General features: G+C 37.1%; 18 protein-coding genes and 1 other annotated feature. Of the genes, 6 read left to right on the forward strand and 12 right to left on the reverse strand.

What is annotated here, in order from left to right; genetic code table 11:
* Positions 1 to 116: 116 nt before the first annotated feature.
* Positions 117 to 335, reverse strand: a binding site (T-box leader).
* Between the two features lie 32 nt (positions 336 to 367).
* From pdxT to guaB, 4 genes are all read right to left on the reverse strand, one after another.
* The gene (pdxT, locus tag ACOI1D_RS06820) at positions 368 to 958 is read right to left on the reverse strand and encodes a pyridoxal 5'-phosphate synthase glutaminase subunit PdxT (RefSeq protein WP_422500304.1); all 591 of its coding nucleotides are present in this window, start codon (positions 956 to 958) and stop codon (positions 368 to 370) included.
* A gap of 15 nt (positions 959 to 973) precedes the next feature.
* Positions 974 to 1,858: a pyridoxal 5'-phosphate synthase lyase subunit PdxS gene (pdxS, locus tag ACOI1D_RS06825; RefSeq protein WP_422500306.1), complete on the reverse strand. Its 885-nt coding sequence runs from the start codon at positions 1,856 to 1,858 to the stop codon at positions 974 to 976.
* Positions 1,859 to 1,909: 51 nt separating this feature from the next.
* Entirely contained in the window at positions 1,910 to 3,247 is a 1,338-nt protein-coding gene (locus ACOI1D_RS06830) for a serine hydrolase (protein ID WP_422500307.1), read from the reverse strand.
* A 201-nt stretch (positions 3,248 to 3,448) separates the two neighbouring features.
* Positions 3,449 to 4,918 carry an IMP dehydrogenase gene (guaB, locus tag ACOI1D_RS06835; RefSeq protein ID WP_422500309.1) on the reverse strand — a complete coding sequence of 490 codons (1,470 nt, stop codon included), beginning with the start codon at positions 4,916 to 4,918 and terminating at the stop codon, positions 3,449 to 3,451.
* A gap of 258 nt (positions 4,919 to 5,176) precedes the next feature.
* Here guaB and ACOI1D_RS06840 point away from each other — a divergent pair, with 258 nt between their 5' ends.
* The gene (locus tag ACOI1D_RS06840; RefSeq protein ID WP_422500311.1) at positions 5,177 to 6,130 is read left to right on the forward strand and encodes a YaaC family protein; all 954 of its coding nucleotides are present in this window, start codon (positions 5,177 to 5,179) and stop codon (positions 6,128 to 6,130) included.
* Positions 6,131 to 6,692: 562 nt separating this feature from the next.
* On the opposite strand, the gene ACOI1D_RS06845 is transcribed toward ACOI1D_RS06840, so the two are convergent.
* From ACOI1D_RS06845 to dnaA, 8 genes are all read right to left on the reverse strand, one after another.
* The gene (locus ACOI1D_RS06845; protein WP_422500312.1) at positions 6,693 to 7,787 is read right to left on the reverse strand and encodes an HD domain-containing phosphohydrolase; all 1,095 of its coding nucleotides are present in this window, start codon (positions 7,785 to 7,787) and stop codon (positions 6,693 to 6,695) included.
* A gap of 306 nt (positions 7,788 to 8,093) precedes the next feature.
* Positions 8,094 to 10,667 (reverse strand): DNA gyrase subunit A, encoded by a 2,574-nt coding sequence (gyrA, locus tag ACOI1D_RS06850; RefSeq protein WP_422500314.1) that lies wholly within the window; start codon positions 10,665 to 10,667, stop codon positions 8,094 to 8,096.
* A gap of 61 nt (positions 10,668 to 10,728) precedes the next feature.
* Positions 10,729 to 12,654 carry a DNA topoisomerase (ATP-hydrolyzing) subunit B gene (gyrB, locus tag ACOI1D_RS06855; protein WP_422500315.1) on the reverse strand — a complete coding sequence of 642 codons (1,926 nt, stop codon included), beginning with the start codon at positions 12,652 to 12,654 and terminating at the stop codon, positions 10,729 to 10,731.
* A 41-nt stretch (positions 12,655 to 12,695) separates the two neighbouring features.
* Positions 12,696 to 12,974, reverse strand: coding sequence for an extracellular matrix regulator RemB (gene remB, locus ACOI1D_RS06860; protein ID WP_422500317.1), 279 nt, complete (start codon positions 12,972 to 12,974; stop codon positions 12,696 to 12,698).
* A gap of 14 nt (positions 12,975 to 12,988) precedes the next feature.
* The gene (gene recF / locus ACOI1D_RS06865) at positions 12,989 to 14,101 is read right to left on the reverse strand and encodes a DNA replication/repair protein RecF (protein ID WP_422500318.1); all 1,113 of its coding nucleotides are present in this window, start codon (positions 14,099 to 14,101) and stop codon (positions 12,989 to 12,991) included.
* Between the two features lie 26 nt (positions 14,102 to 14,127).
* Positions 14,128 to 14,349, reverse strand: coding sequence for a S4 domain-containing protein YaaA (gene yaaA, locus ACOI1D_RS06870; protein WP_422500396.1), 222 nt, complete (start codon positions 14,347 to 14,349; stop codon positions 14,128 to 14,130).
* Positions 14,350 to 14,649: 300 nt separating this feature from the next.
* Positions 14,650 to 15,786: a DNA polymerase III subunit beta gene (gene dnaN, locus ACOI1D_RS06875; RefSeq protein ID WP_422500319.1), complete on the reverse strand. Its 1,137-nt coding sequence runs from the start codon at positions 15,784 to 15,786 to the stop codon at positions 14,650 to 14,652.
* A 184-nt stretch (positions 15,787 to 15,970) separates the two neighbouring features.
* Positions 15,971 to 17,323, reverse strand: a complete 1,353-nt coding sequence (dnaA, locus tag ACOI1D_RS06880; protein ID WP_422500320.1) for a chromosomal replication initiator protein DnaA — start codon at positions 17,321 to 17,323, stop codon at positions 15,971 to 15,973.
* 693 nt (positions 17,324 to 18,016) lie between these two features.
* Between dnaA and rpmH the strand changes: the two genes are divergently transcribed.
* The 5 genes from rpmH to tnpB all read left to right on the forward strand — a co-directional run bounded on the left by rpmH (position 18,017) and on the right by tnpB (position 22,239).
* Positions 18,017 to 18,151: a 50S ribosomal protein L34 gene (rpmH, locus tag ACOI1D_RS06885; protein ID WP_089061024.1), complete on the forward strand. Its 135-nt coding sequence runs from the start codon at positions 18,017 to 18,019 to the stop codon at positions 18,149 to 18,151.
* A 190-nt stretch (positions 18,152 to 18,341) separates the two neighbouring features.
* Entirely contained in the window at positions 18,342 to 18,683 is a 342-nt protein-coding gene (rnpA, locus tag ACOI1D_RS06890) for a ribonuclease P protein component (RefSeq protein WP_422500322.1), read from the forward strand.
* 79 nt (positions 18,684 to 18,762) lie between these two features.
* On the forward strand, positions 18,763 to 19,542 hold the full coding sequence (gene spoIIIJ, locus ACOI1D_RS06895; protein ID WP_422500323.1) for a YidC family membrane integrase SpoIIIJ: 780 nt from the start codon (positions 18,763 to 18,765) through the stop codon (positions 19,540 to 19,542).
* A complete protein-coding gene (jag, locus tag ACOI1D_RS06900; RefSeq protein WP_422500324.1) occupies positions 19,539 to 20,153 on the forward strand; it encodes an RNA-binding cell elongation regulator Jag/EloR in 615 nt (204 codons plus the stop codon). Before spoIIIJ ends, jag begins: the two co-directional genes overlap by 4 nt.
* Before the next feature lie 964 nt (positions 20,154 to 21,117).
* On the forward strand, positions 21,118 to 22,239 hold the full coding sequence (gene tnpB, locus ACOI1D_RS06905; protein ID WP_422500325.1) for an IS200/IS605 family element RNA-guided endonuclease TnpB: 1,122 nt from the start codon (positions 21,118 to 21,120) through the stop codon (positions 22,237 to 22,239).
* The last annotated feature ends 111 nt before the right edge of the window (positions 22,240 to 22,350 follow it).

The following is a 22,350-nucleotide window of genomic DNA, read 5'->3' on the forward strand; positions in this document are numbered from 1 at the left end:
GGGAATCTTCCGTTATCCGAGAATAGCGCATACGTCGCAGTTTATAGATTTTGTGTCAAAAACAAACAATCATTTAGATAAGTAAAATAATACAAAAAACTCCCGTCCCTAATAAAAATAGGGACGAGAGTTTTTACCCGCGATACCACCCTGATTGAAGAAATAAAAATTCTTCCGGCTCATAAATGTTAACGGTGTTAAACCGGGTTTACCTACTTAAAGATTTCAGTAAACCAGTTTCAGGATGGATTCGTAGGCAACCAGCATCGATTCACACCAACCATCGACTCTCTTTAGAAAGCTTACCTGTTACTATTTCCTTGCAATACTGTTTAAATTATTATGATATAGCATACATAATTTTTTGTTAAGAAGCAAGTGTTTTTAATGATTCTTCAACCATCTTGACAAAATACTCAACAAAACGATTATCGTCGGTTAACTCCGGATGAAAAGCAGTACACAAATAATGACCTTGTTTTGCAGCAACCATTCGATCCTGATAGGTTGCCAGAACTTCAACTTCCGGTCCAGCTTCTAAGATGTATGGTGCACGAATAAACACTGCATTAAAATCTTCAGCCACATGCTTAATCACAAGTTCTTGTTCAAAGCTTGCAACCTGACGACCAAAGGCATTACGTGCAACCTTCATATTCATCAAACCTAAATGACCAGTTTCCTGGCCCTCTATTTCAGTGGCCATTAGAATCAGTCCTGCACAAGTACCGAAAATAGGCTTGCCTTTTCCACCAAATTCTTTAAGAGCCTCGAAAAAACCATAGCTGTTAATTAAGCGACGCATCGTTGTACTCTCGCCACCAGGGAATATTAATCCATCTATGTCATTAAGTTGCTCTGTACGTTTTATCTCTACCGCTTTTGCACCAGATTCTTCAATCGAACGAATATGTTCGCGAACTGCACCTTGAAGTGCAAGTACACCTATTGTTGTCATGCCTTATCCTTCTTTCTATTCGCTGCGATCTTGCATACGGTCAGATCCAGAGATTGTGCTCATTTCGATACCTTTCATAGCAGTACCTAGACCTTTTGAAAGCTCAGCAATCAGCTTGTAATCAGTATAGTGTGTTGTAGCTTCAACAATAGCTTTTGCAAATTTAGCTGGGTTATCCGATTTAAAAATACCAGAACCAACAAACACGCCATCAGCTCCCAGCTGCATCATTAATGCAGCATCAGCTGGTGTTGCAATTCCACCTGCAGCAAAGTTCACGACCGGCAAGCGACCTTCTTCACGAATTTGTAATAATAGCTCATATGGAGCACCAATGTTTTTAGCAAATGTCATTACTTCATCCTTAGACATTGCAGAAAGCTGGCGGATCTCTGATTGTATTTGGCGCATATGACGAACTGCCTCTACAATATTTCCTGTTCCAGGTTCACCTTTTGTACGTAGCATGGAAGCACCTTCACCAATGCGACGTGCAGCTTCTCCAAGGTTACGACATCCACAAACAAAAGGAACAGTGTATTCTGATTTATTTAAATGAAAAACATCATCAGCTGGCGTCAATACTTCACTTTCGTCAATATAATCGACACCCATTGCTTCTAATACACGTGCTTCAACGATATGACCAATACGTGCTTTTGCCATAACAGGAATCGATACTGCATTCATTACATCTTCTGTAATTTCAGGCCCAGCCATACGAGCTACTCCTCCTGCTGCACGGATATCTGAAGGAACACGTTCTAATGCCATTACAGCAACTGCCCCAGCCTCTTCTGCGATTTTTGCTTGCTCAGCGTTCACAACATCCATGATTACGCCGCCTTTTTGCATTTCTGCCATTCCACGTTTTACACGATCTGTACCTGTATTTGTCATTCGTTATTCCTCCTGTAATCTTAAATCTTTTAGCCAAGATAATTATACTACTTAAAACCAGCCTTTTACAGTATCAACGATTGAAGAAAATAAATTGCCAAAAAAATCGCCAATTGATCCTAGAATTAACATGAACAAGTTATCTTTCTCAACTGAATCTAGTGCAACAACGTTAACTGTTTGATTCTTTTCTGCATTATGAATATACCCATAGTCGTTTTCGCCTTCAAAAATTAACTTTGCAACACCAATTTTTTCACCCTTTTTAATTGGAGCAGTTAGTTCACCATTTTTGTTTAGCTTATCCTTATCAAGTTCATACTTAATCGTATACTTTTCTTCTTGCCCATTCTGCACTGGCAACTTAATCGCTTTGTCGGTTGCAATTTGGACCGTTTCTTCCTTACCTTTAGCTACAGCTAATTTTTTCTTATCTTTTATTTGATAGCCTTTTTCAAATAGTTTTTTAGTTTCAAAATTTGAAAATCCATAGTCTAAAAGTTTAGCTGTTTGGTTAAAGCGTTCAGCTTTACTGTCTGCTTTCATCACAACTGTGATGAAACGTCGACCATTGCGTTCTCCGGTCGCAGTAAAACAATACCCAGCTAATTCCGTATGACCGGTCTTGAGGCCATCAACACCTTTATAATTAAATTGCTTTAAAAAAGTTGCTGTATGTGGCAGCATCCAGTTTAGATTCTCGACTGTGTACCCTTCAAATTCTAACTCTGTTTGACTGGATACCTCTAAAACCTGTGGATGGTCCTTAACAAGGTTATATGCAAGTAATGCTGCGGACCTAGCAGACAATAAATTATTTTCATCAGCCTTTGTACCCTCTGGAACGTTTTCACCTAATAATGAATTAGGCAGCCCTGTAGAATTTACAAATTTATAGTCTGGCAATCCCATTTCCTTCGCTGTTTTGTTCATTAGTTTAACAAATTCACCTTCAGAACCCGAAATAAGTTCTGCTAGTGCAATTGTAGTTCCATTATCAGAAATAATGGCCATTGCATCATATAATTCTTTTACTGTGTATTCCTTATTCTGACGTAGCCCAATACCTGATAGTAATGGATTTGCAGATACATCAAATGCATAGTCACTAATCTTTGTGGTTGTATCCCAGCTGATTTGACCACTTTCGATTGCTTCCCATACTAAGTATTCAGTCATCATTTTTGTCATACTAGCTGGTGGTAGTGCCGTATCAGCTTCTTTAGCAAATAATACCTTACCTGTTTCTGCATCTACTAATATTGCTGATTGTGCCTCAAGTTCAAGTGTTTCTGCTGCCTGTGTTGCCAAAGGTTGTATGAATACCGTTGTCACCATTAGAAATGCTAGTAGCAATAGTGACAAATTTCTCTTTAGATTGTGTTTCACTTTCTCTACCTCCACCATAGTAAAATCAGACTTTAACACCGAGTTTATTGCAAGGCTATTATCTATGTTAAAATCTATATTTTTTTGCATATTTTTAATATACATCTTTGATAGTTTACCATAGAAAACTACAAAAAAATAGACAGGTAATAATCCCTATCTACTTTTTATAGTAACTTGTAAACCTAATGTATTTTACTATTATACCGAATAATTCGGTGCTTCCTTTGTAATCTGTACATCATGTGGGTGACTTTCACGTAATCCAGCATTAGTTATTTTAATAAACTGAGAATCATTACGTAAAGAGGTGATAGTGGCTGTCCCACAATAACCCATTCCTGCGCGCAGTCCCCCGATTAATTGGTGAACAGTATCTGCAAGCGGTCCTTTGTAGGCAACTCGACCTTCTATACCTTCTGGAACGAGTTTTTTTGCTTCTGAAGATTCCTGAAAATAACGGTCCTTAGATCCAGCTTTCATTGCTCCAACAGATCCCATTCCACGGTAGACTTTATATTGTCTGCCTTGGAAAATTTCAGTTTCTCCCGGACTTTCTAACACACCAGCAAACATGCTACCAAGCATCACTGCATGTGCCCCCGCTGCTAATGCTTTTACAACGTCTCCGGAATACTTTATCCCGCCATCTGCAATAACCGGAACACCATATTCTGAGGCGGCCAGGGCACAATCATTTACAGCGGTTATTTGTGGAACACCCACACCCGCTACTACCCTAGTCGTACAGATAGATCCTGGACCAATTCCTACTTTTATAATGGTTACACCAGCTTCAATTAATTCTTTAGTCGCTGTAGCAGTTGCGACATTCCCTGCAATAATGTCCAACTTTGGATATGCTTGTCTCACACGCTTCACTTGTTCCAAAACACCTTTGGAATGACCGTGTGCTGTATCAATTACGACTACATCAACGCCACTTGCAACAAGGTGTTCAATCCTCTTCATTGCATCAATTGTCACACCAACGGCTGCCCCCACAACTAATCGGCCTTGATTATCCTTAGCAGCGTTTGGAAACTCAATTACCTTTTCAATGTCTTTAATTGTAATTAAACCTTTTAAGACACCTGCTTTATCAACGAGCGGTAATTTTTCAATCTTATATTGCTGAAGAATTTTCTCAGCTTCGCCCAGCGTTGTACCAACCGGAGCTGTAACAAGGTTCTCACTTGTCATAACCTCATGAATTAAAATAGAATAATCCTGAATAAAGCGCAAATCACGATTCGTTAAAATACCCACTAACTTTTGATCCTCTGGGTTATTAACAATTGGAACACCAGAAATTCGAAATTTACCCATCAAATGCTCAGCATCAAAAACTTGATGTTCAGGTGTTAGAAAGAAGGGATTAGTAATTACGCCACTCTCAGAACGTTTTACACGATCAACCTGTTCTGCTTGATCTTCAATCGACATGTTCTTGTGAATAACACCAAACCCACCTTGGCGAGCCATAGCAATTGCCATTTCCGCTTCAGTTACCGTGTCCATTCCTGCACTAATGAACGGTGCGTTGAGCTTTAAATTATCCGACAGTATTGTCTTAACTTCAACGTCCTTTGGAAGTATGTCCGACTTTGCAGGTAAAAGTAATACATCATCAAAGGTTAATCCTTCTTTAACAAATTTATCCTCGCGCATTTTAATCCTCCTACTATTGTTATTTGGCTTACCATGAATTTCCTTCAGTCAATATAGATAGAAAATTATATTGTTTCTAACAATACTGTATTAGGAAAGCTTTTTCAACTAGATAGTAAAAAGTTAAAAAAGATAATGCATTCAAAATATTTTAATTTCATGTATTTCAGTTTGATAGCCAGTGCCTTCATTTTTACGCTTACTTTCTAAACTTTGGGAAACACTAAACAAATAATTAATTTAAACAGGAGGAATTGTATGAGAAGACAGGATATACCAAGCTTTTATACCTCCCTGCAAAACCTCCAATCTAGTCAATATTTTTTAGCGAATTGTTATCGAACTATTGATGGATTAGATGTCGAAGCAAAAAGCTACGAAAACAGTGGAACATTCATGTATTACCTTGATCAGGGACAATTGTTTCTAACGGAAGGCCGCAAAGGCGACACTCGACTCAAACCACTTTTATATTTCTACGGTATGGTACATATTTTAAAAGCTTGTATACTGACAAATCGTCCTAACTATCCAGAGTCTACCTCTATTCTCGCACATGGTGTCTCAGCAAGAAAAAGGAAGAAGAAGGATTATACTTTTATACAGGATGAAGTAAAAATACAACAAAATGGATTATTCACATATGCATGTACGCATCTATTTTCAACAAAAACGACTTCACTGAACAAATTTAAAATGGATTATTTACTAAAACTAGTACCTGAAATGAACGACTTTTTGGCTTATCGGAATGAAGATAAAAGTATTTCTGTAGGTAGGATCAATTCAACCTCACTATGTTTTCCAATTTCAATAATTGATAATTATAACTTAACGGAGCGTGCATTTATACAACGTATTCGCCCGTGTTTGCCTGAAATCAAAAAGGTGGAAAGCACAAAAAAACAACTACTCGTGAAGCTAGAAAAGCCAATTAAAACTTTAAATGGCCCTTTTTACTTTCATCAGGAAAAACAGGAAATTTATTTTCCTTTCGATAGACAGTACTTTATTACTCTACCGGAGATTTTAATACATTACTTATTGCTTTATAATTTAAGTATGATAAGTCGATACGAGACAGAGTATTGGGGTGAACTCAATGCGACAAAGTATGGAATAGATTATTCAATAATTGTTCATTACTTAACAATTGCAGCTGATAAAATAGAAATACTGCTCGGTGAATGGTTAAAAAATAGAACGAATTAATCAATTGATTTGGAAAAGGCTGTTTTAAAAATTGTTGTTTTTGATACAAAAGCTATACGCTGCGAAGTATGCGCTGAGTTGTTTTCCACTGCGGACCGTTGCTTTCCGCGGGCACGGCCTCAGCCCCCTTGCCCCGACAAGGGGTATGCCGATGTTGTCCGCAAAGGACGGTCTTAGTCGGCCCTCATTATTTAACCACTCTCTGGGGTCTTCAGACTCGTGCTGTTCCCGCAGGAGTCAACGGTCCGCAGCGTAAGTCACTATCGTAATAGTCAGTGAGCCATACAGTACTGTTGAAACATCGTGTTAGCGGAGGGAAAACACGAAGACTCCTGCGGGAAAGCGAAGTGTTGAGACCCCGCAGTGAGCGGTCTTTGCGATTGAGGAGGCTCAGCGCAAGCTCGCGGAAAGCGAAGTGATTTTTCCACAGCGATTGTAGGGCATCGAACATGATCTTTAGTGAAGTCGATTTTTTCATCAACTGCAACGTCTACTGAGCAACTAAACTTATTTAAAAGAAAAATAAAGACCTTCTGGTAATCCAGAAGGTCTTTATTCCACTTTATACTATTTCATCAATAGAAATTGCGCTATTGTTTTTTAGAGTTACTATTTCATTTGAATTATTAACCTGTACCATCGGGCGGGTCGGAAAATTATTTTCAATAAATACAATTTGTCCCGTCTTTCCGTTTGATAGTCTCACTTTCGTCCCTACAGTAAAATTCGCTATGTTCTTCATGAACAATTCCACTACTTCATAGTCATAATGAGTGTATTTAAAACGTGATAGTTCTTCAATTGCCTGAAACGGTGATTTCTTTGCTTGGTACAATCTTTCACATGTCATAGCATGATACATATCACTTACTGCTACAATCTTAGCATAAGCGTGTATTTTATCTTTTTGAACACCTAATGGATATCCGCTTCCATCCAATCGTTCATGATGTTGCAGGATAGCTAATTTAACGACTTGGGTAATTGTTGGGATATGCTGAACCATACGATAAGAGTATGTAGGGTGATTTTTCATTTCAATTAATTCATTCTCAGACAAATCCACTGTTTTGTTCAAAATGATAGGTGAAACCTTTGCCATACCACAATCACTCAAAAAACCAGCTAAACCTATTTGTACAAAGTCACCACTTGAATAACCCATCTTCTTTCCTAAAAATGCAGACAGTATACTTACAGCAACACTATGATGATACATATAGTCTTTTTTTATATTATATAAATGTAAATTAAAAACATCAACTTCACCCTGGTCAATCCGTTCAAACAAAGGGATTACCAACTTACGAACTTCTGGCATATCAATCTGTATACTATTTTGCCAGGATTTAAATAACTTCTTATAGTTTTGTACGACATACTGATAGTGTTCATGAAATGGAAGTTTTTTCACATTACCTGATAGCTCTATTTGTTTTTCAGGCTCTTTCTCCTTTTGGATCACTTTGGGTTTGAACTCATTTCCGTCTGAAAGCTTAGAACCTACATCCACATAGCTAACTAAAAACTTTTCTAACACCATAATGTGCTCATCTGTAAGAATGGTGTTTTTAGGAATGATAGCTCGATTTGACTTTCCTTTTACATCTTTTAACAACATACAGCCTGGAACTAATTGCGATGGTTCCACTCGCATGCTATTCCCCCCTTTAGAAAACTCGGCTTATCGTAAAGCCTTAGGTACAATTTTGCAGAATGAAAGTATTTATATTTTCTTTACTTCTAAAAGAAAACTAATGGAAATCGTAAGTACTTTTATTATCCTACATATTCTAGTAAGTCCAGCCCATTCTCCAGGTAAGCAGTTGTTTATTAGAAAATTTTAATTGCACCATAAATGATACCAAAACTAGTGCCTTTTTATAGTGAAAAAAGACAACTCAAAGAGAGATAAATTTCTTTATAAATCCCTGTTTGAGTCGTCTTCTTCATGATTTATTAGTTACTCTTCGTTAGTATTGTCATCTTCTTGATCATGGTTTGGTGTATCTTCTTCTTGATTATTAACTTCTTCAGTCGTTGGCAATTCCTCTACAACTTCAGATGAAACATCATCACCATCTACTTCGATAATATCTTCCTCTTCTACTGGATCAACCTTTGCTACTGTTGCAACCTCTTCCTCTTCCTGCAAACGAATCAAGCCAACACCACGTGTATTACGTCCTGTTTGTGAAATGCCAGTGACTGGGATTCGGATTAAGATACCTGCAACCGTAATTAACATAATGTCTTCTTCCCCTGTAACAGCTTTAACTGCTACAACATGCCCAGTATCCTCGTTTAACTTACAGGTGAATATACCTTTACCACCACGTTTAGTAATTCGATACTGGTCTTCAGGTGTCCGTTTTCCAACACCTTTGTTGGTAACATGTAAGATTTGAAGGCCTTCTTCTAAAATTTCCATCGATACGACCTTATCATCACCCCTTAGGGATATACCACGTACACCTGCTGCAGTACGGCCCATTGAACGAATTTGTTCCTCAGGGAATCGAATCAAATAGCCATTTTGTGTCGCAATCATAATGTCCTTCGTTCCATCCGTTAATCGAACGGAGATAAGTTCATCATCTTCGCGTATATTGACTGCAATTAAGCCACCTTTTCTAATGTTTGCAAACTGTGACAGGGTGGTTCGCTTGGAAACACCTTTTTGTGTAGTAAAGAACAGGTAAGAATCCTCAGTAAACTCACTAACTGTTATAACTGCATTAATCGATTCACCTTTCTCAATTTGCAGTAAATTAATTACAGGAATACCTTTTGCAGTTCTACTGAATTCTGGGATTTCATATCCTTTTGCACGATAGACTTTTCCTTTATTAGTGAAAAACAATACGGTATCGTGTGTAGATGTAGAAACCAGTTCTTCAACAAAGTCTTCATCATTCGTACCCATTCCCTGTATGCCTCGACCGTTACGTTTTTGTGTACGGTAAGTCGATGCAGGAAGACGCTTGATATAGCCTTGATGGGTAAGTGTAATTACAATATTCTCTTCTGGAATTAGATCTTCATCTTCTATGAAATCCATTCCACCAACCATTATTTCCGTTCTTCGTGGGTCACTAAAACGTTCTCTGATTTCCGTTAATTCTTCGCGAATAATTTCTAATACTTTTTCTTCATTAGCCAATATTGCTTTCAACTCATCTATTAATTTAACAAGCTCATTGTATTCATTTTCAATTTTTTCTCTTTCTAAACCAGTTAATCGTTGCAAACGCATATCGAGTATAGCTTGAGCCTGTTTTTCTGAAAGGCCAAAGCGCTCCATTAAAGCATCTCGTGCAATATCACCATTGTTTGATTTACGAATTAAAGCTATGACCTCATCAAGGTGATCTAAAGCAATTCTCAATCCTTCAAGAATGTGTGCACGCGCTTCTGCTTTTCTCAATTCAAAAGCAGTACGTCTTTTGATAATTACCTTTTGATGATCGAGGTAATGTACCAGACATTGTTTGATATTTAATACCTTAGGATGACCATTTACCAGTGCCAGCATATTAATACCAAAAGTCGTTTGTAATGATGTTTGCTTGTATAAATTATTTAATAATACATTTGCGTTTACATCTCGACGTAATTCCATCACAACTCGAAGACCATTACGATCTGATTCATCACGTAAATCCGTAATGCCATCAATTCGCTTGTCTCTAACTAAATCAGCAATTTTCTCAATCAGTTTTGCCTTATTTACCTGGTAGGGAAGTTCATTAACAATGATTGTAGTCTTGCCGTTTTTCTGTTCCTCAATATGTACTTTTGCACGAATGGTAACAGAGCCTTTACCTGTCTCAAACGCTTTTCTTATCCCACTACGTCCAAGAATTTGACCATGAGTAGGAAAGTCTGGTCCATATATATGATTTTCCATTAAATCATCAATGGTTATTTCTGGATCACGACTGATTGCAAGGACAGCGTCGATGGTTTCCCCTAAATTATGTGGCGGGATATTAGTAGCCATTCCCACTGCTATTCCTGACGTTCCGTTCACAATTAAGTTAGGAAAACGCGACGGAAACACAACAGGTTCGCGTTCTGAACCATCATAGTTGTCTCGATAATCAATCGTATCTTTGTTTATATCACGTACAAGCTCCATCGAAATTTTTGACATACGTGCCTCTGTATAACGCATAGCTGCTGCAGAATCACCATCGACAGAACCGAAGTTACCATGTCCATCCACTAACATATAGCGGTAGCTAAAGTCTTGAGCCATACGCACCATTGTTTCATAAACTGCCGAATCACCATGTGGATGATACTTACCAATTACTTCACCAACAATACGTGCCGATTTTTTGTGTGCTTTGTCTGAATGCATTCCCAAATCGTTCATCGCATATAATATTCTACGATGTACAGGCTTTAAGCCATCCCGTACGTCGGGTAATGCCCGGGAGACAATTACACTCATTGCATAGTCAAGAAATGATGTACGCATTTCCTGACTAATATTTATTTCTTGAACATTTGATCGCTCTTGATCTGCCATCCTGCTACCTCCTCATCACACTAAAAACTGTGACTAACAATAAAATCATTATCCAATATGTTTACACATCTAAGTTTTGTACGTATTGCGCATTGTCTTCAATAAAATTTCGTCTTGGTTCTACTTTATCTCCCATTAACATATCAAAGACTTGATCAGCTTCAATTGCATCGGATAAATCAACCTGCAATAAAGTTCGTGTTTCCGGATCCATAGTTGTTTCCCAAAGCTGGGTAGCATCCATTTCTCCAAGTCCTTTATAGCGTTGAATACCTGGTTTCGGACTATTTGATATCTCTGAAAGAATGCGCTCTTTTTCTTTGTCATTGTATGCATAGTAAGCGGCCTTACCTTGCTGTATTTTATACAGTGGCGGCTGGGCAATATAAATATAACCTTTTTCTAAAAGAGGACGCATGTAACGGTAGAGAAACGTTAATAATAGTGTACGAATGTGAGCACCATCAACATCCGCATCAGTCATAATAATTACCTTATGGTAACGCGCTTTTGTTATATCAAAATCTTCAGCAATACTTGTCCCAAGTGCTGTAATCATTGCTCTAACTTCATTATTTGATAGTATTTTATCAAGCCTTGCCTTTTCTACATTTAAAATTTTACCACGTAACGGAAGAATTGCCTGGAAATGCCGGTCTCTTCCCTGTTTAGCTGATCCACCCGCAGAGTCACCCTCTACGATATATAGCTCACTTATTTTGGCATCTTTTGATGAACAATCTGCAAGTTTACCAGGCAGATTTGATATCTCAAGTGCGCTTTTGCGTCTTGTTAATTCACGTGCCTTCTTTGCAGCTGCACGAGCTCTAGAGGCCATTAGTCCCTTTTCAACTACAATTTTTGCAACTGATGGGTTTTCAAACAAAAACTTTGAAAATGATTCACTAAACATTGAGTCTGTAACAGTACGAACTTCACTGCTTCCAAGTTTTGTTTTCGTCTGGCCTTCAAACTGCGGATCAGGATGTTTGATAGAGATAATTGCTGCCATTCCTTCTCGTACATCGTCTCCAGTAAGGTTAGGGTCATTTTCTTTGAACAAGCCATTTTTTCTAGCATAATCATTGATAACACGTGTTAACCCTGTTTTAAACCCTGACTCATGTGTTCCACCCTCATGTGTATGGATATTGTTTGCAAACGAGTAAATGTTACTAGCAAAGCCATCATTATATTGAATTGCGACTTCAATTGTTATACCTTGATCTTCAGCCTCTATATAGAACGGCTCGTGAAGAACCTCGCGTGTACGGTTAATATACTCAACATACGAGCTAATCCCGCCTTCGTAATAATAATTAACTGGTTCACTATCGTTTCTTTTGTCTTCAAGTGAAATACTAAGGCCTTTATTTAAAAAGGCTAATTCACGTACGCGTAGAGCAAGCGTTTCGAAATCATACTCAATAGTTTCTGTGAATATTTGAGTGTCTGGTTTAAAATGGACAATTGTTCCGGTTATATCTGTATCACCAATAATTTTTATTTCTTCTTGTGGAACGCCTCTTTCAAAACCTAAAAAGTGAACATTGCCATCTAAGTGAACATAAACTTCAAGATTACTTGATAGAGCATTTACAACAGATGCCCCTACTCCGTGCAATCCACCCGAAACCTTATAACCACCACCACCAAATTTACCGCCTGCATGGAGAACAGTCATAATAACTTCTACTGCTGGGCGACCAGTTTTCTTTTGAATTCCAACCGGAATACCACGCCCATTATCCTTAACTGTAATACTATTATCTTTTTCTATAATGATTTGAATTTGATCACAGTGACCTGCCAGTGCTTCATCAATACTATTGTCCACAATCTCCCAAACAAGGTGATGTAAACCTTTTTCACTGGTAGAACCTATATACATACCTGGCCTTTTCCGTACAGCTTCTAGTCCTTCAAGCACCTGAATTTGATCAGCACCATATGCATCTTCATTTTTAATATTATTTTCTGTTGACATCTTTTCACCTACATTTCTAGAGGACAGTCGCCTCCGCTTTTCTATTCTATTTCATCTGAAAAGTTATCCAGTTTACTTATTGTAGAAATCATACTTGCTCTTTTTTTAAGTGTTGCTACGGAAAGAGAGCTGAAATAAATTAAATCATTGGTGATTACTACAGATTTAGCCTCTTCAGTCGGTGCAACTATGGACTTCTCTTTCGTTGCCCGCTCAATCATCTCTTCCATGATCGAGGAAGAAGAAATAATATTACGATCAATAATAGAAATTACATCCTTTGATCGAATCACATTATCATTTCCAATATGAATAAACATTAACTGAACCACCTTTATGTATCAATCTGTCCATTTGTCACTCTAAATAGCTCTGCTTTTCTCAGTGTCTCATGATTGATCCCATTTACACTCGTAGTAGAAACAAATGTTTGAACTTTACCCTGAATCGTATTAAGGAGATGTGACTGTCTATAATCATCTAATTCACTTAATACATCATCTAGTAATAGTATTGGGTACTCGCCAACCTCGTTATAGATTAACTCTATCTCAGCAAGCTTCATAGAAAGAGCAGTTGTACGCTGCTGTCCTTGTGAACCATAAGTCTGTACATCCTTTTCATTCACCTTAAAAAGTAAATCATCACGATGTGGACCAATTAACGTTGTTCCTCTTTCAATTTCTTTTGCTTCTATTTCTTCAAATTTAGTTAAGTAGTTAGTTTCTATTGTCGCCTTATTTGCACCTTCTGATACTTCAATTGTAGCTTGATAATGAATTTCGAGATTCTCAAGTTTACGACTGATTTCATGATGAATTGGGCTAGCCCACTTGCGTAATAATTCGAGGAAGGCAAACCTTCTTTCCAGTAGCGTTGTCGCATGTTCAACTAGTTGTTCAGTCAAGACATGAAGTAAAGCTGGATCTTTTTTTTGATTCCGCTGCATCTGTTTTAGTAAATGGTTACGTTGTTTAAGCACTTTTTGATATTGTCCAAGATGATAAATATAGCGAGGCTGGATTTGGCCTAGCTCCATATCAATAAATCTCCTCCTAATTTGTGGAGGACCCTTTACTAAAGTTAAATCTTCCGGGGCAAACATTACCACATTTAAGGCTCCTATATAGTCACTTAACCGCTTTTGTTCCAGATGATTTAATTTCGCTTTTTTTCCTTTTGTGGACATAATTATTTCGAGAGGGAAAGATCGGTTTCTTTTCGTTATGGTACCTTCAATTTTAGCATATTCTTTATCCCATTGAATAAGCTCTTTCTCTCGCGGAGTGCGGTGTGATTTTGTAAAAGCTAAAACGTAAATAGCCTCCATCAGATTTGTCTTTCCCTGAGCATTTTCACCAATTATCACATTTACTTTGTCATCAAATGAAAGATCTAACACATCATAGTTACGGTAATTCCTTAATTGTAGTTTTTCAATATGCATGACAATTCCTCATTTTTTTACCAATATTAATCGTTTTTTACTACCTCAAACGAACCTGCTTGTTCAACCTCTACCACATCATTTACATAAAGCTTTCTGCCTCTGCGTTTTTCTACTTCACCGTTAACAATGACTCCTTTATCCTGTAGAAAAGCTTTTATTATTCCACCTGATTCCAGAATGTTTGCGAGCTTTAAAAACTGTCCCAAGGTAATATACTCCGTCGTGATTTCTATTTTTTCATGCATTTTTTTCACCAGTCTCTTTTTTTTAGAATTCACATAATGATTATCCTTAAGGCTGGATATATAAATTTTGATGATGCTTTGTTTTTCTAACAATCATAAGCATTAATCAACTTTATATACCTTCAAATAATCAAATACATATGCCTTCAATCTATTTTACTAAAGTTTTGGTGTTAAGGGAAGGAACTAGGCTAAAATTGTTTAAAAACGCTTAAAAACTATTAAATTTTGTAAAATAACGAAAATAAACAGCCTCGTTTTTCAATAAAGGAGGCTGTTTATCACCGATTTGTCATTTTTTTAGTATGTGCGGACTGGCAAAATCAATTGTAAAATTGGATCGTTATTTTCTGGACGAATAATAAAAGGTCGCATTGCACCTGTAAATTCAATCTTTACTTCATCATTCTCAATCGCTTTTAAAGCATCCATCATATATTTTGAACTAAAAGATATTTTTAAATCTTCTCCCTCAATTGATTGAACAGTCATTTCCTCTACGACTCTTCCTACTTCTGGAGAATTGCTGGTAATCTCAATTAATTTACTATCTTTTGTTGCTAACCTAACAACGTTGTTACGATCTTCCTTAGCCAACAGTGATGCACGATCAATTGTATTTAATAAGTCCTTTGTTTTTGCATGAATTACTGTTTTACTTTCTTCTGGTATTAACCTTGATGTTTCTGGGTAATTTCCATCTAGTAATCTTGAAAGAAAGTAAACATGTTTGGTTCGGAACAGTATTTGATTATTGGTTACGCTAATTTCTACTGGATCTTCCGTGTCAGATAAAATTTTATTAAGTTCATTCAAACTTTTTCCCGGTACTACAACACTAGGGAATTTAAATGGTGATTGCTTAATAGGTATTTCACGTGAAGCAAGTCGATGGCTGTCAGTTGCGGTAAAACTTAGTTGTTCATCTGTAAAATTCAGTTTAACACCGGTTAGTATTGGTCGTGTTTCCATTGTAGAAACAGCAAATACTGTTTGTTTTATTAGGCTTTTCAATAAATCAGTTGGTATTTCAAAGCTTTCATCTGTTTGGAGTTTTGGAAGTTGTGGATATTCCTCAGCATCCTGTCCATTTAAATTAAACTCTGCTTTACCAGATCTGATTGTAACCTTTAGGTTTTCATCCGCTGTAATTTCTACTGTTTTTTCTGGAAGTTTACGAACGATATCTGGAAAATAACGTGCCTGCAAAACAATACTACCAGTTTCAATTGCTTCAACATTAACGATTCCTTCCTCTTCAGCAGGAATAAAGGATTGGATGGAAATGTCTGAGTCACTACCAGTAAGAGTTATTCCACTTGTTGTTGCCTCGATTTTCATACCGGTTAAGATTGGAATTGCCGTACGAGAAGATATAGCTTTCATTACATCCTGAACACTTGCGATTAGTTTTTCACGTTGAATAGTAAATTTCATTTAAATCCTCCTAATGGAAGTTCTTTATATATATATTTTGTATTAAAAAAATAGTAGTAATAGTAATAGGGCCTGTGATTATGTGGATAACTGGATTTTCCCGGTAATTACTAAGATTGGACCCCTGTGGACAATATGTTGATAAACATGGTCCCTTTATGCACACTATTCACATGTTAGTAACTTATAAATTTTTCAATTGTTCTTTGATTTCTTCTATATCCTGATTAATAACAGTATCATTTTCAAGCATGCGAGATATTTTGTCGTGAGCATGGATAACAGTAGTATGGTCACGGCCACCAAATTCTTCACCTATTTTAGGTAATGAAAAATCTGTCATCTCTCTTGATAGATACATCGCTATTTGTCTAGGAAATGCAATAGATTTAGTTCGTTTCTTCGCAATAAAGTCGTCTTGTTTTATATTGTATTTCTCCCCAACAACCTGCTGAATTTTCTTAATGGTAACAACCTTTGGCTTCCGATTTGGAATAATATCCTTTAATGCATCAGCTGCAAGTGAAGCATCTATATCTCGATTAACCAATGATGAATAAGCTACAACTCGTATCAGAGCACCTTCGAGTTCACGAACATTTGTATCAACCTGATTAGCTATATACATCATTACTTCGTTAGGAATGTCCAAGCCCTCAGCCTTTGCCTTTTTACTTAAAATTGCACTACGTGTTTCTAAATCAGGGGGTGTTATATCTGTAATCAAGCCCCATTCAAACCGAGAACGAAGTCGGTCTTCCAGTGTTGGAATTTCCTTTGGTGGTCGGTCGCTTGAGATGATAATTTGTTTATTTTCTTCATGTAATGTATTAAACGTATGAAAAAATTCTTCCTGTGTTGATTCTTTTCCAGCAATGAATTGAATATCATCTATTAGTAGGACATCTACATTACGATATTTATTACGGAAATTTATTGTTTTATTATCCATGATGGCATTAATAAATTCATTCGTAAATTTTTCAGATGAAAGATAGACTACTCGTGCATCAGGGTTATGATCTCGAACGTAATGTCCAATTGCATGCATCAGATGCGTTTTACCAAGTCCTACACCTCCATAAATAAATAGAGGATTATAAGCTTTTGCTGGTGCCTCGGCTACCGCGAGTGAAGCAGCATGTGCGAAACGATTTCCGGATCCGATTACAAAAGTATCAAATGTATAGTTAGCGTTTAATGCGGTTTTTGGCGCATCTGGATCCTGGTTATTTGAAATAGTTGGAATAGACCTGGGCGTGGAATTAACAGAGTCTGGTTCGATATTTGTTTCCGGAATGATAAATTTGGTTTTTAATGAAGCGCCTGTAATTTCAACTAATATTTCTGAGATTAATGTAGTATATCGACCTTCCAACCAATCTCGTGCAAATTCATTTGGAGCAGAAACGATTAATGTATCATCCTGAAGTTTTTCTGCCTTTGTATTTTTCAACCATGTATCAAAACTAGGCTTGCTAACTTTTTCTTCAACTTTTTCAAGCGCAGCAGCCCATAATTCTTCAATGTTTTCCAAGTTGGGTTCACTCCTTTCGGTAAAAAATATGATAGAAAAAGCCTCTCTCAATCTTTCGATGAATAAACGGTCCAGAAAGATGGAAAGGCAATTTCTTTAGCAGGTAAGAAAGTATAAATCCTTTCTTACTGCATAAGTGTAACTAAGGCTTTCGCCATTAGTGCTTGGCGATAAGCCAAGTTTTCTAATAAAAACTAGCTTTAGTAATCAGTGAAAGCTAGTATAACAAATTTTTTAAGCATGTGGATAATAAATTCTTTTACATAAGTGTTTTAGTAACGTTATGTACCTTTTCCACATAGTTGTTGATAAGTTGATAAACAGACGTGTGAACAAGTATCCACAGGTTATTAACACAATGTGGATATCTTTTTTATGACTTACAATTTTCCACATCGTAAAGCACAAATATAATACCAAAAAAAAGAGGTTAATGCAACGGTTTTTCGACAGTTATCCACAAAAACCACCCCTTGTAGACAAGATTTATCCACACCACTATATTTTGTGATTATCCTGTCGATATGTGGTGTGGATAAAAAAAGTGATAAAAAAAAGATAAACAATTGCCTGTGGGTAACTATTTTTTATAGGGATGTTGACAGATGGTACATGTTTTACGTATAATTATTTAGACTGTCTACTGGATATGTTAAGTTTTAATTTTTAATTCCTCAGGGAGGTGTAAGATAAATGAAAAGAACGTATCAGCCAAATAACCGTAAGCATAAAAAGGTACACGGATTTCGCGCGCGTATGAGCACTAAGAACGGACGTAAAGTTCTAGCACGCCGTCGTCTAAAAGGAAGAAAGGTATTATCTGCATAGACCGCTGAATGTCAGTGGTCTTTTTTCCACTTATTAAGAAAGTATAAGAAAAACAGGTGCTTAATCATTTGGCAGTTTTTCTAATAGAAGAGAAGCAGTGATTCCTGTTCCTTCTTGTAATGGAGGAGCTATAGGGGTCACTGCTTATTATATATAGATAGAGGTTAATTGGATCAGTAAAGGTGATTAAATGAAAAAGGCATATCGTATAAAGGATAATGAAGAATTTCAGGATGTTTTTAAAAAGGGAAAGTCTTTTGCCAACCGCCAATTGGTTCTCTATTATATGGATAAGGTTGGACAAACCCACTTTCGAGTTGGTATATCTGTAGGAAAAAAAATTGGAAACGCTGTTACACGAAATCGAATTAAGCGTCATTTACGTCACGCATTTCAGGATTTGGATGAATATATCTCAAAATCAACTGATATTGTGATAATTGCTAGACAGCCTACAAAAGAAATGACTTATGATCAATTTAAAAAGAGTTTAACTCATCTGCTATCGAGAGAAAAAATCTTGAAAAAATAATATTCCCAATTTGTTGGTTTATGATAAAATCGTTAATAACAAGTAATACATAGTTGTCGTTACGTAAGGAGGAAATCTAGTGTCAAAAAAGTTTTTTTTACTAGTAAGCATGCTAGGGTTAGTCGTATTACTTTCCGGATGTATGAATATTGATAAACCTATTACATCAGAAAGTGAAGGAATTTGGGATCAATATTTTGTTTTCCCAATGTCGTGGTTAATTGAATACTTTGCTGAACTTTTTGGTGGAAGTTATGGTTTAGGAATCGTTATTGTAACAATTATTGTTCGATTCGTGCTTTTACCGTTAAACGTAAAGCAATTGAAAAGCTCAAGGGCAATGCAGGATGTGCAACCAGAGCTAAAGGAACTTCAAAAGAAATATAGCTCCAAGGATGCTAATACTCAACAGAAACTGCAAAAAGAAACAATGGCGTTATTCCAGAAACATGGCGTAAATCCACTTGCAGGTTGTTTACCAATTTTTGTACAAATGCCTGTGTTGATTGCGATTTATCATGCAATTATGCGAAATGCTGAAATACAAACACATAGTTTTTTATGGTTCGAACTAGGGGAATCAGATCCTTATTTTATTCTTCCTATCGTTGCAGGTGCAGCTACATTTTTACAACAGAAGTTAATGATGGCCGGTAGTCCAGCAGGTCAGAATCCGCAAATGATGGTGATGTTGTATGTAATGCCGATTATGATCACTGTCTTTGCAATGTTCTTCCCAGCAGCACTTGCCCTATATTGGGTTGTAGGTAATATCTTCATGGTTGCACAAACTGTTTTTATTCGTAAGCCAATGATGAAAGATAAGGAAGATGCTAGTACTGGAGGAGACAAAAAGTGAGAGAAATAACTGCTACTGGTCAAACTGTCGAAGAAGCGGTCCAATCAGCGTTAGAGCAGTTAAACACAACGAAGGACCAAGTCGATATTACGGTTATCGACGAAGGGAAAAAAGGGATTTTTGGCTTATTTGGCTCAAAGAGGTCAATTGTCAAGGTAAGTTTTGGTAAAGACCAAGTTCAACAAACAGAAAAGTATATTAGGGATTTAACGCAAAACATGGGTGTAGAGGTTGAAACTACCACTACTGTTGTCGGAAACCATGTAACATTTGAGTTAAGTGGAGAAAGAATTGCTTTATTGATTGGTAAACGTGGTCAGACATTAAATGCACTGCAATATCTGGTGCATTTGGTGTTGAATAAGGATGGTAAGCAATTTTACACAGTGACCGTTGATGCTGAAGGTTATCGAGGTCGCCGTAAGCAAACACTTGAGTCATTAGCATTAAAAATGGCTGATAAAGCTAAACGATTAAATAAAAAAGTTGCCCTTGAACCTATGCCAGCATATGAACGCAAAATCATTCATAGCGCTTTACAAGGTGAAAAGAACATCTCTACGTATTCTGATGGTGTCGAACCACATCGGCATATTGTAATAAAGCCATAGTTATATTTTTTAAAACCCTGTTGAATCAGGGTTTTTTTATTTTTCTGTTTTCTAAAAAATTGTCGTATTCAAACACAAAATCTATAAACTGCGACGTAAGCGCTGAGTTGTTTTCCGCTACGGACCGTTGCTTTCCGCGGGCACGGCCTCAGCCTCCTCGAGAAAACCACTCTGCGGGGTCTTCAGACTCGTGCTGTTCCCGCAGGAGTCAACGGTCCTCCGCTCCTATCAACTATCGTAATAGTGAAGGAGCATAAATTACCTCGGGTCTATTCGGCATGAAAATCAAAGGTGCAGCCACCATATTCGTGACCAATATGAAAAGAATTATCAAACTAATAAATGAAAAATAGGAGGAAAATAGCCTCCTATTTATAAAAAGTAGAGTATTTTCCCTCAGTATTTGGAAAAATGCCCCTTTTTTTCTTCTTTTTTTGGAGTTCTTAAAATAGGAGGCTTTTTCAGCAGCCTCGAAAGCGAAGTGTTGAGACCCCGCAGTGAGCGATCTTTGCAATCGAGGAGGCTTAGCGCAAGCCCTAAGGTGCGCGTAGTGATTTTTCCGCAGCGCAGGGCGTCAAAAAAGTATTCACTATGTCGCAGCAGTTTATATCAACTGTGAGGGAAAAGGCAAAACAACTTATGAAGGATTTGTAGGTAGATGTAGGTAGTACAAATGTATGGAGATAAGAGATTTAACTATATCTATCTTCTCATTTTTTCTAATAACAAAGGTGTTTATCATTCCAGGCGAGAAGACTCCATCCTCAAGGAATGAGAAGGGCGTTAGCAAGATGAATCGCCTTCGGACAAGGGATAGCTTTAGCTATCTCAATTGTCCGGCTAATTAAGCACTAGCCCAAAAGTCTAAAGCGTTTTTCATAGCTCAACTTATCATTGTTACCGAACAAATGTTTGCGTTTTTTAAGTTATCATATATAATAAAAGAGAAAGGGAGGTGACCGTTTTGCTTGGCCATAGGGCTTATAAATTCAGAATCTATCCTAACCAGAATCAAGCTATCTTGATAAATAAAACCATAGGATGTTCTCGTTTTGTGTTCAATCATTTTTTGACAAAATGGAATGCAACGTATAGGGAAACGGGAAAAGGTTTGACCTACACCATTTGTTCTTCTCAATTACCACAACTAAAGAAAGAATTGGATTGGCTAAAAGAAGTGGATAGCATCGCTATTCAGTCCTCAGTTAAAAACCTTGCCGATTCTTATTCCAGGTTCTTCAAAAGACAAACGAATACTCCACGTTTTAAGTCTAAAAACAACAAGGTGCAATCCTACACAACTAAATACACGAACGATAATATTGCAATTGTAGGTAACAAAATGAAACTGCCTAAACTCGGACTTGTTAAATTTGCTAAAAGTCGAGAAGTCGAAGGTCGCATTTTAAACGCTACTATTAGACGTAATCCAAGTGGTAAATACTTTGTATCCATTCTTGTTGAAACAGTAATACACGAATTACCTAAAACAAACATGTCTGTTGGCATCGATGTTGGACTGAAAGAATTTGCCGTTCTTTCCAACGGAACAAAATACGCAAATCCAAAATTTTTTCGAGCCGTAGAAAAGAAATTGGGTAAAGCACAGGCGTCACTTGCAAGACGAAAGAAAGGTTCTTCCAACTGGAATAAACAACGAATTAAAATTGCACGACTTCACGAAAATATAACCAATAGAAGAAAAGATTACTTGCATAAAATCTCATACAATATTGTTAAAAACCACGACATAATTGGTATCGAGGATTTGCAAGTATCCAATCTATTGAAAAATTATAAGTTAGCAAAGGCGATTAGCGAGGTAAGTTGGTCACAATTTCGAACAATGCTAGAATACAAAGCAAAGGGTTGTGGGAAACAAGTTGTAGTTGTCGCTAAAAATTTCCCTTCTAGCCAACTCTGTTCCTGTTGTGGCTATCAAAACAAAGCCGTTAAGAATCTCGCACTACGTGAGTGGGATTGCCCATCTTGTGGTACACATCACGACAGGGATTTTAACGCAAGTATAAATATTAAGAATGAAGCAATAAGACTGCTAACCGTAGGTCCTACGGGGTTAGCCTAATTAAAACCGACTGTTAGGTTGGTGTTCTTAGGAATCTCCCACTTCAAACAGACCGCAAGGTCGTTAAGTGGCGAGAGGGTTCAACCATACACCTTTGAAACCCTGGTATCA

It is taken from the genome of Virgibacillus sp. DJP39 (genome assembly GCF_049310925.1).
In the GTDB taxonomy this organism is placed as follows: domain Bacteria; phylum Bacillota; class Bacilli; order Bacillales; family Amphibacillaceae; genus Virgibacillus_F.

Excerpts from the sequence above, each read along its gene's own strand:
- dnaN (WP_422500319.1), bottom strand. The coding sequence starts at position 15,786 with ATGAAATTTACTATTCAACGTGAAAAACTAATCGCAAGTGTTCAGGAT.
- gyrA (WP_422500314.1), bottom strand. The coding sequence starts at position 10,667 with ATGGCAGATCAAGAGCGATCAAATGTTCAAGAAATAAATATTAGTCAG.
- recF (WP_422500318.1), bottom strand. The coding sequence starts at position 14,101 with ATGCATATTGAAAAACTACAATTAAGGAATTACCGTAACTATGATGTG.
- ACOI1D_RS06845 (WP_422500312.1), bottom strand. The coding sequence starts at position 7,787 with ATGCGAGTGGAACCATCGCAATTAGTTCCAGGCTGTATGTTGTTAAAA.
- guaB (WP_422500309.1), bottom strand. The coding sequence starts at position 4,918 with ATGCGCGAGGATAAATTTGTTAAAGAAGGATTAACCTTTGATGATGTA.
- gyrB (WP_422500315.1), bottom strand. The coding sequence starts at position 12,654 with ATGTCAACAGAAAATAATATTAAAAATGAAGATGCATATGGTGCTGAT.
- ACOI1D_RS06840 (WP_422500311.1), top strand. The coding sequence starts at position 5,177 with ATGAGAAGACAGGATATACCAAGCTTTTATACCTCCCTGCAAAACCTC.
- pdxS (WP_422500306.1), bottom strand. The coding sequence starts at position 1,858 with ATGACAAATACAGGTACAGATCGTGTAAAACGTGGAATGGCAGAAATG.
- rnpA (WP_422500322.1), top strand. The coding sequence starts at position 18,342 with ATGAAAAAGGCATATCGTATAAAGGATAATGAAGAATTTCAGGATGTT.
- remB (WP_422500317.1), bottom strand. The coding sequence starts at position 12,974 with ATGTTTATTCATATTGGAAATGATAATGTGATTCGATCAAAGGATGTA.
- pdxT (WP_422500304.1), bottom strand. The coding sequence starts at position 958 with ATGACAACAATAGGTGTACTTGCACTTCAAGGTGCAGTTCGCGAACAT.
- rpmH (WP_089061024.1), top strand. The coding sequence starts at position 18,017 with ATGAAAAGAACGTATCAGCCAAATAACCGTAAGCATAAAAAGGTACAC.
- yaaA (WP_422500396.1), bottom strand. The coding sequence starts at position 14,349 with ATGCATGAAAAAATAGAAATCACGACGGAGTATATTACCTTGGGACAG.